This window comes from Stutzerimonas stutzeri (genome assembly GCF_024448985.1).
GTDB lineage: Bacteria > Pseudomonadota > Gammaproteobacteria > Pseudomonadales > Pseudomonadaceae > Stutzerimonas > Stutzerimonas stutzeri_AP.
This window is the reverse complement of record NZ_JAMOII010000007.1, coordinates 77,910-91,075: the sequence shown is the minus strand read 5'-3', so window position 1 is coordinate 91,075 and position 13,166 is coordinate 77,910. Positions and strand designations below refer to the sequence as shown.

Below are 13,166 nucleotides of genomic sequence, written 5' to 3'. Positions count from 1 at the left end.
CCTCCGGCGCTCATCAGCGCCGAACGCCTCTTAGCTCATCAACAGAATGGCGAGACCAAGGCTCTGCCGACCATCTTCGTGCGTGCCGACTCGCACCACTTCGGTATCCGCTTCCAGTCCCTTCAACTGATCGTGCTCCGAAGGGATATTCACTCGTACCTTGTCGCCCATCTGCAGGCTAGTTCCGGCCAGCACCTGCATGCCTGTGCTCGAAAGATCCATGCAGATCGCGTCGTAGCGCTGACCGTTATGGATGAGGGTGATCGCCGTCTCTATCTGCATGCGGATGAAGTCGCGCTTTTCGCTGTAGTCCCGATCACTCTGGCTCATTTTTCGTCCTCTGGGTTTGGTTGCACCCGGTTCTTATAACGCCCGTTAATTAAGCCTGTAAAGCACAGGCGGGGCGGCAGCGCCTGGCTTGAAACGCAGATCGTATGGGAGTACCGTCTGCGCCTTGAAAAGATCCCTTGCCCAGCGTTCGCGCGGGGCCGATGCTTTCGCCAATCATCCTGGCGATACCGCCTGGTAGGAACATGCACAACCCAAGCGCGACGCTGCTGATCATAGATGACGACGATGTGGTACGAGCCAGCCTGGCCGCCTATCTGGATGACAGCGGTTTCAAAGTCCTGCAGGCGCCTAGCGGGCCGGTGGGCATGGAGCTGTTCGAGGCCGAACAGCCGGACCTGGTGATCTCCGATCTGCGCATGCCGCAGATGGACGGTCTGGAGTTGATCCGCCAGATCAGCGAACGCCAGGCCGATCTTCCGGTTATCGTAGTGTCCGGCGCCGGCGTGATGAGCGATGCCGTGGAAGCCCTGCGTCTGGGGGCGGCCGATTACCTGATCAAGCCCCTTGAAGACCTGGCGATGCTCGAACATTCGGTTCGCCGGGCGCTCGACCGGTCACGGTTGCGGATGGAAAACCGGCGCTACCGCGAGCAACTGGAAACCGCCAACCGCGATCTACAAGCCAGCCTGCATCTGTTGCAGGAAGATCAGAATGCCGGTCGCCAGGTGCAGATGAACATGCTGCCTGTTACGCCCTACAGCATCGATGATTTCCAGTTCGCTCACCAAATCATTCCCTCTCTTTATCTGTCCGGGGATTTCGTCGATTACTTCCGCGTGGACGAGCATCGGATCGGTTTCTATCTGGCTGATGTATCGGGGCATGGCGCGTCTTCGGCGTTCGTCACGGCCTTGCTGAAGTTCATGACCACTCGCCTACTGTACGAGTCTCGACGGGGAAGGGGAGCACCGCGTGCGTTCAAACCGTCCGAAGTGCTCGACCACATCAACCGAGGGCTGATCAATTGCAAGCTTGGCAAGCATGTCACCATGCTGGGCGGGGTGATCGATCAGGAGCGCAACGTGCTGCATTACAGCATCGGTGGGCACCTGCCGATGCCGGTGCTGTACGCCGACGGGGCTGCGACCTATCTGGAGGGACGGGGTTTGCCGGTTGGCCTGTTCGTCGAAGCGACCTACGATAACTATGAAATCGAGCTGCCAGAGGCCTTCAGCCTCACGCTACTTTCCGATGGCATTCTGGACCTTTTGCCGGGTGATACGCTCAAAGAAAAGGAAGCAGGACTGCCCGGACTGGTTTCCGAAGCAGGGGGTACGCTGAATGGTCTTCAGCAAGTGTTCGGTCTTGCCGATCTCGAGGATATGCCCGATGACATCGCGTTGCTGGTATTGAGCAGGAACCTTGCATGAGCACTGGTAAGATCCAGTTCGCCGAGCAGGACGGCACGTTCGTTCTCAAGTTCGTAGGCGAAATCCGGCTGACGCTTTGCTCGGCATTGGACGCAACGATCGAAAAAATCTTTTCGTCGCTGAATTTCTCGGCGATCGTCATCGACCTCACCGAAAGCCGCAGCGTCGACAGCACGACATTGGGGCTGCTGGCCAAGCTGTCGATTCTGTCCAGCCAGAAGATCGGCATGTTGCCTACGCTGGTTACGACGCATGCCGATATCACGCGTCTGTTGCAGTCGATGGGCTTCGATCAGGTATTCAATATCGTCGATCAGCCGTTGCCGTCGCCAGAGCAGCTTGCCGACCTGCCTAGCCAGGATCAGTCGGAAGAAGTGGTGAAGAACAAAGTGCTCGAGGCCCACCGTATTCTGATGAGCCTCAATGACTCCAATCGCGAGGCCTTTCGCGACCTCGTGACGGCGCTCGAGCGCTCCTGATCTAGCGCTTAGCTTCCAGCAGAGCCTCGAGTTTCTCCTGATCACGAGCGAACTGGCGGATGCCTTCGGCCAGCTTTTCGGTCGCCATTGGGTCTTCGTTCAACCCCCAGCGGAAACTGCTCTCATCCAGCGTGACGCGCGGCTCGGATGCGCGGCCTGGCGACAGCTTACGTTCTAGCGAACCTTCTTCCTGTGCCAGCTGGCTGAGCAACTCGGGACTTATTGTCAGACGGTCACAGCCCGCCAGGGCTTCGATCTGGCCCGTATTGCGGAAGCTCGCTCCCATTACCACCGTGTCGTAGCCGTGGGCCTTGTAGTAGTCGTAGATCCGGCTGACCGACAGCACGCCTGGGTCTTCGCTGCCGGTGTAATCACGGCTTTTATGTTTCTTATACCAGTCGTAGATTCGGCCCACGAATGGCGAAATGAGGAACACACCGGCTTCAGCGCAGGCGACCGCCTGGGTGAAGGAAAACAGCAGCGTAAGATTGGTCTGGATGCCTGATTTTTCCAATTGCTCGGCGGCGCGGATGCCTTCCCAGGTGGAGGCTAGTTTGATTAGAACGCGATCCCGCGAGATGCCGGCGTGCTCGTACAGGCCGATTAGGCGTTCGCCGCGCTGTACCATCGCCTGGGTATCGAACGAAAGACGTGCATCGACCTCGGTGGAAATCCGTCCGGGGATCAGCTTGAGCACTTCCTGACCGACCGCGACGGCAAATAGATCGCAGCCCAGCCCGATATCACCGCCACAACGGGACATAGCTGCCTGCAGATGTTCGGCGTAGCGGGGCAGGGCGGCGGCCTTGAGCAACAGCGACGGATTGGTGGTGGCATCGACCGGCTGCAAACGGGCGATAGCATCAAGATCGCCGGTATCAGCGACGACAGTGGTGAATTGCTTGAGTTGTTCCAGCTTGGATGTCATGGGGGCGCTCTATCCTCTGAGTTGGCATGACTGAACCCGAGGCCACCGAGCCACTTGACGAGTGGATGGTCCGGGCGGACAGCACTTGGATTGAAAATGATCCCGCGTGTTCCGCAAGACTATATCAACGTCCTTCGAGCAGGCCGATCGCTTGTTCGAGCAGGGCTAAAGGCTCCTTCGTCTTGTGAATATCGACCGAAAGCAACTGACGAAAACGCCGCGCACCTGAAAAGCCCAAGCCAAGTCCCAGCACATGGCGCGTGATGTGATGCATCGAGCCGCCCGCTTCGAGATGCCGCTGGATATAAGGCCGCATCCGCGCTAGTGCCTCGGCGCGGCTGATGACTGGGTCATGACTGCCGAACAGCAGGGCATCCACCTGCGCGAGCAAATAAGGATAGTGATAGGCCTCGCGTCCAAGCATCACACCATCGAAGCGTTGAAGGTGCGCCTCGCATTCGTCCAGCGTCTTGATGCCGCCGTTGAGGATGATTTCCAGGTCCGGAAAATCGTCTTTGAGCTGCGCGGCAATGTCATAACGCAAGGGTGGAATCTCGCGATTTTCTTTGGGCGACAGCCCCTCGAGAATGGCAATGCGCGCGTGCACAGTAAAACTGCGGCAGCCCGCTTCGCGAACCTGACCGACGAAATCGCAGAGTTCGGCGTAGCTGTCGCGCCCGTTGATGCCGATTCGATGTTTGACCGTCACGTCGATGCCGACGGCGTCCCGCATCGCTTTCACGCAATCGGCCACCAGCGCCGGATGGGCCATCAGACAGGCGCCGATCATGTTGTTCTGCACGCGATCACTGGGGCAGCCGACGTTGAGATTTACCTCGTCGTAGCCCGCCGCTTCGGCCAACTTTGCGCAAGCTGCCAGCTCCGCCGGCACACTACCGCCGAGTTGCAAGGCAAGGGGATGTTCCGCTTCGTCATGGCGAAGGAAACGCTCCGAATCGCCATTGATCAGCGCACCGGTCGTGACCATCTCGGTATAGAGCAAGGCGTGTCGGGACAGCTGACGTAGGAAGTATCGGCAATGGCGGTCAGTCCAATCCATCATCGGTGCGACAGAAAACCTTCTATCTACCGTGTCGCCTGGGTTTGCTTGTGTAGTGCCCTGTTTTGAGGGGTTTGTCGCTACGCTCATTAACTACTATTTCCTGCCGTTTTTGCTTGTTTCTGAACTGCGTTGCCTCACGTGGCAAGCCGTTCAGGTCAGGTAGCGAAATCAATGGGAACCATCGCAACACGCTAGCGCAAGGACGGGACGACCCGGTATACCGCGCAAATACGCATCATGCAGAAGGGCGTGACAGTTTACCGAGAGTTAGACCTTTGAGCGCAAGGCAACCGCGCAGGCGTGGATAAAGAAGCGCGAGATAAAACTGGCCGAGCCGGCGGGAAAGCAAAACGCGGCGGTGTTTCGGTCAAGAACACGTCGTTCCGGTGAACTGGGCGATCCATGTCGACCATAGACCGGTCGGCCTGTACTGGAGGCCTCTGCTGCAACTGCAAATCCCGTGAGCTACAACTTCACGCCAGCCACCTACGGTCCCATCAGTCATCGTCTTGCGTGGGGCGCGCGCGGTCGCAGACGAGGTCCTTAGGCCAGAGGTCGAACCAGGCCACGAGGGACTAATCGTTGACCGGGCGGCTGCGTGCGGGTACTGATGACTCGGTCGCTACGTGGCAGGCAGGTCTGCAGCGAACCTTGGGTTCAACCGAGTAGGCCGAACAGGCGTGTAGCGCGCTAAAGCCATCGCCGCAGTGGTCTTCGAAATAAACAGCATGATTGCTCAGATCGCGGCGGCTGCCGAAAGCAGAGCGCGTTATCCGATGCGCTTACCTACAAGGTAGTTGCCATCAGCACGGTTGGTGATGAAGTGGCTTCCGCGCCAGAGTTATCTTCATGCATGAGCGATGCGCTGGCTCAACTGGCGGAACGACAGCACCGTCTGGCTAGTCAGTATCCGTACCTGATAGACATGAGCGACGTCGCAGCATCACGCGACACCAGATGAGGTTTTTTCGCCAATGTATCGAATGTTCATCGCGGGATCGCTTGCTTTGACGATTGGGCCAGCGTTCGCCCAGACAAATGATCCTCTTGTTCTTGACCCGTTGCTGGTCAACTCGCCCCGAGCGGAGTCCGATTGGCTTACGTTGCCAATGGCCGTGTCTGCAATAACGTCGCATGAGCGGCCTGGCGAGCAATTGCTGACGCTTGACAGCTTGTTGGCAGGGGTGCCGGGCACGGTTTCGCAGAGCCGCTACAACCTGGCTCAGGGCATGCGCCTGTCGATTCGCGGCTTTGGTACCCGGTCGAGCTTCGGCGTGCGGGGCGTTCGCGTGCTGGTCGACGGCGTGCCATTGACCATGCCCGACGGCCAGACCGAGATGGACGGCCTCGATTCGTCGTTGATCGAGCGTATCGAGGTGATTCGGGGGCCGTCTTCGACCATCCACGGCAACGCGGCAGGCGGGGTGCTGTCGGTCGAAACCAGGCAGCCAAGCGATACACCGCGCACGCAACTGGAAATCAGCGGTGGTGAGCTGGGCTATCGTCAGATGCGTGCGGAGACCAGTGGTACCGCTGGGTCGCTCGGCGCATTGCTGGCGGTCAGCAGCACCCGACTCGATGGCTATCGTACCCATGGGACAGCCGAGACCAATCACCTCACCGGCAAGCTGAGTTGGCAGGCTGAGGGCGGCAGGCTCGGCGTGACACTGCATGCGATCGATAACCGTGCCGAGGATCCGGGCGCCCTGACGCTTGCACAGGTGCGTGAAGACCGCTCGCAGGCACGGCCACAAAGCCTGCAATATGATTCCGACGAGGACATCAGGCAGCAACGTCTCTCCATCGTTTGGAACGGCCAAGCCGCAGGCGACGACACCTATCAGCTGCGTAGTTACTATGGCCAGCGTGAGTTCAGTAACCGGCTTCCGCTGCTAAACAATGGGCAGACGGCTTACGACCGCTGGTTCGCGGGCGTGGGTGCCCAGCGGACATATCGCCGCGAGTGGGCAGGACTGCCCAATCAGCTGACCATCGGCGTGGATCTGGAAAGCCAGCGCGACGAGCGCACTCGAAACGACAACCTGAGCGGTGGCATTACAGGCGCGCTGACCCAGCGGCAGCGAGAATCAGCGGACAGTCGTGGGTTGTTTATCGAGAATCAGCTGAGCCTAGGTGAATCCTGGCTGCTAACGGCCGGGCTGCGTCACGACAGTGTTCGTCTGGAGGCTAAGGATCGCTATCTTTCTGACGGTGATGCATCGGGTAGCCGAACGCTGGAGGACTGGAATTACAGCCTTGGGCTGAGTCGACAGCTCGATCCCCACCATGTGGTCTATGCCCGTTACGCTACATCCTTCGAGACACCCACGATCAACGAGCTGGCCAACCCGGCAGGTGGTGGCTTCAACCCCTCGCTTGGCCCGGCGCATGCGACTAACCGGGAGATTGGCTTCAAGGGTGAATACCCTGGTCTACGCTACGAAGCGGTGATTTACAGCATGCGCATCGAGGATGAGCTGGTGCCTGTTGTCGACGGCCGCACCTTCTACACCAATGCCGGGCGGTCCAGTCGCGACGGCATAGAACTCAGTGCGCAGTGGTTTGCTGGCCAATATTGGCGCCTGACCGGTGCCTGGAGCTACAACGAGTACCAATACGACGATTTCGATACGTATAACGGCAACCGCGTCCCTGGCGTTCCAAAGCAGAGCCTGTTTGCCGAGGCCAGTTACGACCGCGACGATTGGTACGCGCGAGTCAATCTGAGCGCTCATGGGCATCAATACGCGGACAACGCCAACGACAGCCGGGTTGCCGGCTATACGGTAACCAACGCCCGCATCGGCTGGCGATTGGGGCAGGGCGGTCAGTTGTGGGAGCCCTATGTCGGCGTGGACAACCTCTTTGACCGCGACTACTACGACAACTTGCGGATCAATGACAACTTCGGTCGTTATTACGAGCCCGCGCCGGGTCGTACGCTATATGCGGGTGTGAAGCTGTCGTTCGAGTGATGGATGCTGACACAGCAAGGCATCAATAGCGGCAGGTCTGCCAGGACATTTTTGTCGTCTAGGGGCGTTCGACCAACAAGCTATTCAGCTAAAAGGGTGATGAGCGGCTAGAAAAGTCGCTGCTATCAGCGGAGCAGTGCGCAAGGGCGGCTCAGCGTGGAATTGTCCGCGTGAGGGGATATGGCAGGCTTCAAGACATTTTCGCGTCTGCCCATACGCGTCTGTGGCGCATGGGCAGGATCGGCTGGCCGTTGGGGATGTGTCTATCGCTGGGTGACGTTGGCGATGTTGCCATTTCCGTTCTGGATAATGCTGGCGGAATTGGTGGTATATGACAGCGTATCCTGCCAAAGAGACGCTTGGTTTCCGTGTCCCGTCTGGTTGATCAACGCTTCGTGAGCATGGAACCCTTGGTAGGCTTCGATCCGGTTGTCAGAGCCAAGTTGAGCAATCTCAATGCTATTGTCGTCGCCCGCTTGGGCAATATCGACAAGGTTATAGTCGCCCTCCGAGTAGCCAGTGATGCTCGAACCGTGGCCGGCGAAGGAGGCATCCAGTTCATTCCCAATGCCCTGCTGCCGATAATCCAGAAAGCTGTCCCCGTCTCTGGACCTGATCTGTGCACTGTTGGCGTCGCCGATCTGCTGAAGAAAAACGTCTCCAGCGGGGTAGCGACCAGAAACTTGGTAGATGTCTGCCTGGTTGGCGCTACCGTCCTGAGCAACCACGGCTAAACCACCACCAATGCCGAAGCTCACTTGTTGTAGCTGCACCAGGTTATCGCTTCCCTGCTGTTGCAGGTCTGCCGTGCTGAAGCCTGATTGCTCCACATGGATGACGTTGTCCTGTCCCACCGAGACCGCGTCGAGTTGGTTGCCAACCCAGGACTGCGTTGCGTCGAGACGATTGCCAGTGCCCTCTTGGTCAACCGCTGCGGTCGATGACAACTCGCCGAGGTATTCACTTTGCTCCACCTGAGCGCTGTTTGAGTCGCCTGTTTGATGGATCTCGATGCTGGCCATGCCCGACCGGTCGCCATGTATCTGATAGACAGTGGCCGAGTTCAGCGAGCCCAGCTGGTCGATGCTCGCCTCGCTTTCTTGATCATTAATACCGGTCTGCTCGGTGAGTGCGCTGTTCTCGGCGCCGTTTTGCATGATGTATGAGCGTTGTAGCCCGCCGCTCTGTTGCTGCTCTGCGATATTGTTAATACCGGTCTGGCTTATTTCGGCGATGTGTTCGCTGGCGATTACGCTACTGCTTGCCGCCAGCAGCAATGCTGCTGCGAGAGGTGTCATACGAGTCACTGGAATCTCTCCTGTTCATGATGGATGGGCTCCGTACATCACAGGCGAAGCAATGAGATTGTTGTCGGTTCGTTTATCTGCCGGTATAGATCGAAGGGTTCAAATTCTGATGGCCCGGAATTAGTACTTGGATTCGCTCCCTTTGCTGTGCTGCCGAACCATTGGGCGGAGCGAACGTTTGTCAGTCATGCTTTAAACCTGTGTCATCGGCAAGCCTGTGCGGCTTGCGTGTATCGAAAGGGGAGCAGCGCAGTAAACGGCCACGCCACGGAGAAGCACCAGGCTTCGGCAGCGCCGCGCTCAGCCAACGTGTCGGGTAGAAGACGATTCGCCCATAGCAATGCGAGCGAAGCGATAGGCATGCCGAAGAACACCGCGACGTTGAGCGCAGGCACGATTTGATCGTCTCGAATCTGCCGTTCCTCGCGCTTGCGCAGCCATACACCAGCGCCAGCACTCGGCATGGCGCAGCCGCTAGCCCGAGCGGGCTGTACAACAGCCGCACAATATGCCCGCCGAATTGCGCTATGGGCATTCCTACCAACCATATGTAACGCGATAGTCGGTTGCATCGGGCTACGGATGTTGGGCATCAATCTGCGGAGCCTGGTAGTAGTGCGAAAAAAAACCGCAGCCGCCCAACGGGCTGACTGCGGTTTGTGCTCAGGCTGTTTCCAGCCTGGTATTTGTCACGTCATTAACGGTTGAACGCTGCGCCAGTCCCAACGACCGATGCTGACCCCAGCAACTGGGTGATGAAGCGGTTCCAACGAGTGATACCGGCCGGACCGACGAATACCACGTCCTGCGGCTGGAGCGGGAAGCTCTTGGCCAAGGCAAAGGCGGTCGGCGATTTGGCGTTCAGCTGGAAGACCTTGGCCTGCTCGGTGGCGATGTTTTCCGCGCCGCGGATGACATATACCGCTTCGCCGTCTGCGGTTTCCTGACGGATGCCGCCAGCAGTACCGATGGCATCCATCAGGTTGTAGCTCGTCGTCTTGAAGCTGAGCGCCTGCGGTTGAGTAACCTCACCCAACACGTAGATCTTCTTCTGATCGTTGTAAGGCAGGTGCAGCTGGTCGCCGTCCTTCAGATAGACCTGATGCAACCAGGAATCCGGGCGGTTCAGGTCGTCGAGGTTCAGCAGGTACTCACGGCCGTCGCGCTTGAGCATCAGGCTGGACAGGTCTGCGTTCTCGGTGTCGATGCTCGCCTGGCCGATCGCCTGAACGATGGTCATCGGCGCGGTGGTGACCGGAACTTCACCGGCGGTGTTGAATGCGCCCGAGAGTACGATGCGCTGGCTGCCATAGCGCAGCAGGCTGACGTCGACCTGTGGACTGTCAATGTAGTTGGCGAGGCGGCGTGCGATTTCGGACCGCAGTTCTTCGATGGTGCGGCCCGCGGCATTGACGTTGCCAATGTAAGGGTAAAAGAGCGTGCCATCCGGACGAACCAGGCGACCGTTGGCATCGAGCTGCTGCTGCGGGCCGGACGGCGCGGTCAGTTCAGGGTGATCCCATACGGTGATGTAGAGAAGGTCGTTGGCGCCGATGCGATATGCCTCGGGTTTGAAGCCGAGCAGCTCTTGTTTGCTGGATGTGCCCCTGTCGGAAGACAGTTCGCCCTTGAGAATGTCGGGCGTGATGCGAATGAGCTGTACCGTACCATCCTCCGATTTTGCGCCAGCCTTGAACTCATCTGGATCAAGGTATTGGCCGGGCGAAAACACACATCCTTGGAGCGTCAGCACGGAAGTGAAAGCGAGAGCAAATAATGGTTTCATGATTCTTCATCCTTGACGGAGTAGTTGTTTTTACGAAGTGAAACTGCGGGTTCACTTTTTCTTAAGGGAGCGAGCGAAAATTGATTCGTCTGCTGTTCGTCGAGGTTATCTCCTCGAAAAACGCGTAGAAACGTATTCAATAACTGCTTCTCTTGGTGTCGTTACCGCAAAAGCTTCTGATGCAATTCCTCGGCTCCAAGTGGAGAAGCCAGTGATAGGTTCCGCTTAACCGCTAGCGCATCTCACCACGCCGAGAACAGCTGCTTTGCCGCTCACAGTAGCCATAGACCGCTCCGTTTACGCGGGGTTCAAGACGATGCGCATAAATGAAGCCCTGGCAAAAAGAGACAGAGCGCGCGCCACACAGGAGACTGTCTAGAACCGGCAATCATTCAACTGGGCGGGCTGCTGCAGATTTCTGCTGCGAGGCGTATCGGCATCGATGCCGGTTGTGAATCCCATCTGCATCGCTTAGTAGCGTCGCGAATTATCGAAACTGGCAGCTGTTTCGCTGCGAGATTGCTTGCGTCAAGTATTAATTGCAGAGGGGTATTCGATCATCCAACGTAGCGTGTCTTTCAGCTCAAGCTGAGGCAGATCACCAATAAGGGAATCCAACTTGGCTCTGCTGCCGAACAGGTTCTTTACATCAGCGCTGCGAACGAAGGCTGGGTTTACTCTGACGTCCAGGCGATGACCCGAAATGGCCGCCGCCTGCTCCAGAACATATTGAAGCGTGTACGCGGAACCTGAGCAGATATTCACGGTTTCACCAATCGCGGTGGGCGTTTCGAGCAGCCGTCGATAGGCTTGTACAACCTGGCGAACATCACAGAAGTCGCGCGCGATATCCAGGTTACCCAGTTCGATGACCTCGGCGCGGCGACGTATATGCGCGACTATCTTGGGGATGAGAAATTGCTCGGCTTGGCCGACGCCTGTGTAATTGAATGGTCGGCTGATAATCAACGGCAAACGGCCGCGATAGAGCCCGGCCAGGAACTCCATCGCTGCCTTGCTCACGGCGTAATCATTAGCTGGCGCGAAGGGGGCGGATTCGGGCAGAACGCCCTCGGTAGCGTTTCCGTAGACGTTGGCGCTGCTGGCAAGAAGTACGCCTTCGAGGTTCGTCGCTGAGGTGCGTAGCGCTTCGAGCAAGTGACGAGTGCCGAGCAGATTGGCGTTGTAGATTGCGTCAGCATCGGTATGCGCGACGAAAGAGACTGCTGCTAGGTGCACGACATAGGTCGGTCGTATCTCCAACAGCAAGGTCCGCAGCGTCTCGCCATCGTTCAGCGAGCAACAGTGGATGGCTGAAACTGCCGTAGGCAGCTCTCCCACGGGTTGGCGGTAGCTGAGGCCATGGACCTCATAACCCTGGGCTGCAAGCTCTTCTGCCATATAGCGGCCGGTAAAACCGGTGACGCCGGTAATCAGCACTTTGCGCATGATCTTTCCGGGATGAATTCCAAGTTCTGCGGAGCGCTTTATCCCTGTATAGAGATGGGATGTTGCGTCCCGATTACGGTTGATCGAGTGACCACACGACGTGCTGTGGAACTGGCTATGCGGGTGGTTGGCTCGGTAGACCACAATCGATTGTATGTACCGCCTTATCGACCGGGTGGCTATTTGGACGTGGGTGCACAGGGCAGGGCCGGTTGCCCTGTGCAGTTTGCCGGATCGAACATTCTCGTATCGCCGCATACGGCTTCCGGCATAGCTTCCCGCCAATCGGGTCGAATGGCTTCAGAATGAAAAGCCTTGCTGATTACGGCGCATGTCGGCGTCAACCATCATGCGGCACAGTTGCTCCAGTGAAGTCTTGGGTTCCCAACCCAGTACATCTTTGGCCTTCTGCGGATCGCCGATCAGCAGGTCCACTTCCGCAGGGCGGTAGAACTTCGGATTGACCCGCATGACAACTTTGCCGGTTGCCATGTCAATGGCCTGTTCCTGCTCGCCGGAACCTTCCCACTGAAGTTCTACGTCCACTGCTTTGAATGCCAGCGTCACGAAGTCGCGTACGGTTTCGGTACGGTTGGTTGCCAGTACGAAAACATCCGGCTCATCGGCCTGCAGCATGCGCCACATACCCTCGACATACTCTTTGGCATAACCCCAATCGCGTTTCGCGTCGATGTTGCCCAGTTCCAACACATCCAGTTGGCCCAGTTTGATCTTGGCCACCGAGTCGGTGATTTTCCGGGTCACGAATTCACGGCCCCGCAGAGGTGATTCATGATTGAACAGTATGCCGCTGCAACCGAAGATATCGTACGACTCCCGGTAGTTGATGGTCATCCAGTGTGCGTAAAGCTTGGCAACGCCATAGGGGCTACGAGGATAGAACGGGGTCGTTTCCGCTTGAGGAATGGCCTGGACCTTGCCGAACATTTCGGAAGTCGACGCCTGGTAAAAACGAATCTTCGGGTTAACGATACGAATGGCTTCCAGCAAGTTCACAGCGCCCGCGCCGGTGATGTCCAGCGTCGTCAGGGGCTGCTCGAAGGATACTCCGACGAAGCTCTGCGCGGCGAGGTTGTAGACCTCGGTTGCGCCGGTGCTCTCCAGTAACCGAATGCTGGAGGACAAGTCGGTAAGATCATATTCGACAAGATGCAAATTCGGGTGCTTGTCGATGCCCAACTCTTCGATTCGCCAGAAGTTCACCGAGCTGGTGCGGCGAAACGTGCCGTATACGGTATAGCCTTTTTCCAAGAGAAGCTCTGCCAGATAGGCGCCGTCTTGTCCTGTAATACCCGTGATGATCGCTTTCATTGTCTTCCCTGTGTGAGGTCAAGGTTTAACGTACATTCACTTCACTCTACCTGGCATATAGCGCTGGGAAAGTAGCGAAGCACTATTAGATAGGCTTGTTTCCAGTTGAACAGCGTCACCGTGACC

10 protein-coding genes are annotated in these 13,166 nt (G+C 57.7%); 3 read left to right on the top strand and 7 right to left on the bottom strand.

Annotated elements, in window-relative coordinates; translation table 11 throughout:
- Positions 1-30: 30 nt before the first annotated feature.
- Entirely contained in the window at positions 31-330 is a 300-nt protein-coding gene (locus tag NA647_RS10705; protein ID WP_256057668.1) for a PilZ domain-containing protein, read from the bottom strand.
- A gap of 203 nt (positions 331-533) precedes the next feature.
- Between NA647_RS10705 and rssB the strand changes: the two genes are divergently transcribed.
- Positions 534-1,721: a two-component system response regulator RssB gene (gene rssB / locus NA647_RS10700; RefSeq protein ID WP_256057667.1), complete on the top strand. Its 1,188-nt coding sequence runs from the start codon at positions 534-536 to the stop codon at positions 1,719-1,721.
- Positions 1,718-2,200 (top strand): anti-sigma factor antagonist RssC, encoded by a 483-nt coding sequence (gene rssC / locus NA647_RS10695; protein ID WP_256057666.1) that lies wholly within the window; start codon positions 1,718-1,720, stop codon positions 2,198-2,200. The genes rssB and rssC overlap by 4 nt, the downstream gene beginning before the upstream one ends.
- A 1-nt stretch (position 2,201) precedes the next feature.
- Here the strand turns inward: rssC and tal are convergent, their stop codons facing one another.
- Together tal and dusA are read right to left on the bottom strand one after the other, a co-directional pair.
- Complete coding sequence (gene tal, locus NA647_RS10690; protein WP_256057665.1) at positions 2,202-3,128, bottom strand: transaldolase; 927 nt, start codon at positions 3,126-3,128, stop codon at positions 2,202-2,204.
- Positions 3,129-3,252: 124 nt separating this feature from the next.
- Positions 3,253-4,278: a tRNA dihydrouridine(20/20a) synthase DusA gene (dusA, locus tag NA647_RS10685; protein WP_256057664.1), complete on the bottom strand. Its 1,026-nt coding sequence runs from the start codon at positions 4,276-4,278 to the stop codon at positions 3,253-3,255.
- A 1,022-nt stretch (positions 4,279-5,300) separates the two neighbouring features.
- Here dusA and NA647_RS10675 point away from each other — a divergent pair.
- A complete protein-coding gene (locus NA647_RS10675) occupies positions 5,301-7,166 on the top strand; it encodes a TonB-dependent receptor (protein WP_272889642.1) in 1,866 nt (621 codons plus the stop codon).
- A gap of 263 nt (positions 7,167-7,429) precedes the next feature.
- Here the strand turns inward: NA647_RS10675 and NA647_RS10670 are convergent, their stop codons facing one another.
- The 4 genes from NA647_RS10670 to gmd all read right to left on the bottom strand — a co-directional run bounded on the left by NA647_RS10670 (position 7,430) and on the right by gmd (position 13,040).
- Complete coding sequence (locus NA647_RS10670; protein ID WP_336604952.1) at positions 7,430-8,473, bottom strand: hypothetical protein; 1,044 nt, start codon at positions 8,471-8,473, stop codon at positions 7,430-7,432.
- A gap of 697 nt (positions 8,474-9,170) precedes the next feature.
- A complete protein-coding gene (locus NA647_RS10665) occupies positions 9,171-10,259 on the bottom strand; it encodes a polysaccharide biosynthesis/export family protein (RefSeq protein ID WP_256057662.1) in 1,089 nt (362 codons plus the stop codon).
- Between the two features lie 528 nt (positions 10,260-10,787).
- Positions 10,788-11,708, bottom strand: coding sequence for a GDP-mannose 4,6-dehydratase (locus NA647_RS10660; protein WP_256057733.1), 921 nt, complete (start codon positions 11,706-11,708; stop codon positions 10,788-10,790).
- 300 nt (positions 11,709-12,008) lie between these two features.
- On the bottom strand, positions 12,009-13,040 hold the full coding sequence (gmd, locus tag NA647_RS10655; protein WP_256057661.1) for a GDP-mannose 4,6-dehydratase: 1,032 nt from the start codon (positions 13,038-13,040) through the stop codon (positions 12,009-12,011).
- Positions 13,041-13,166: the final 126 nt, after the last annotated feature.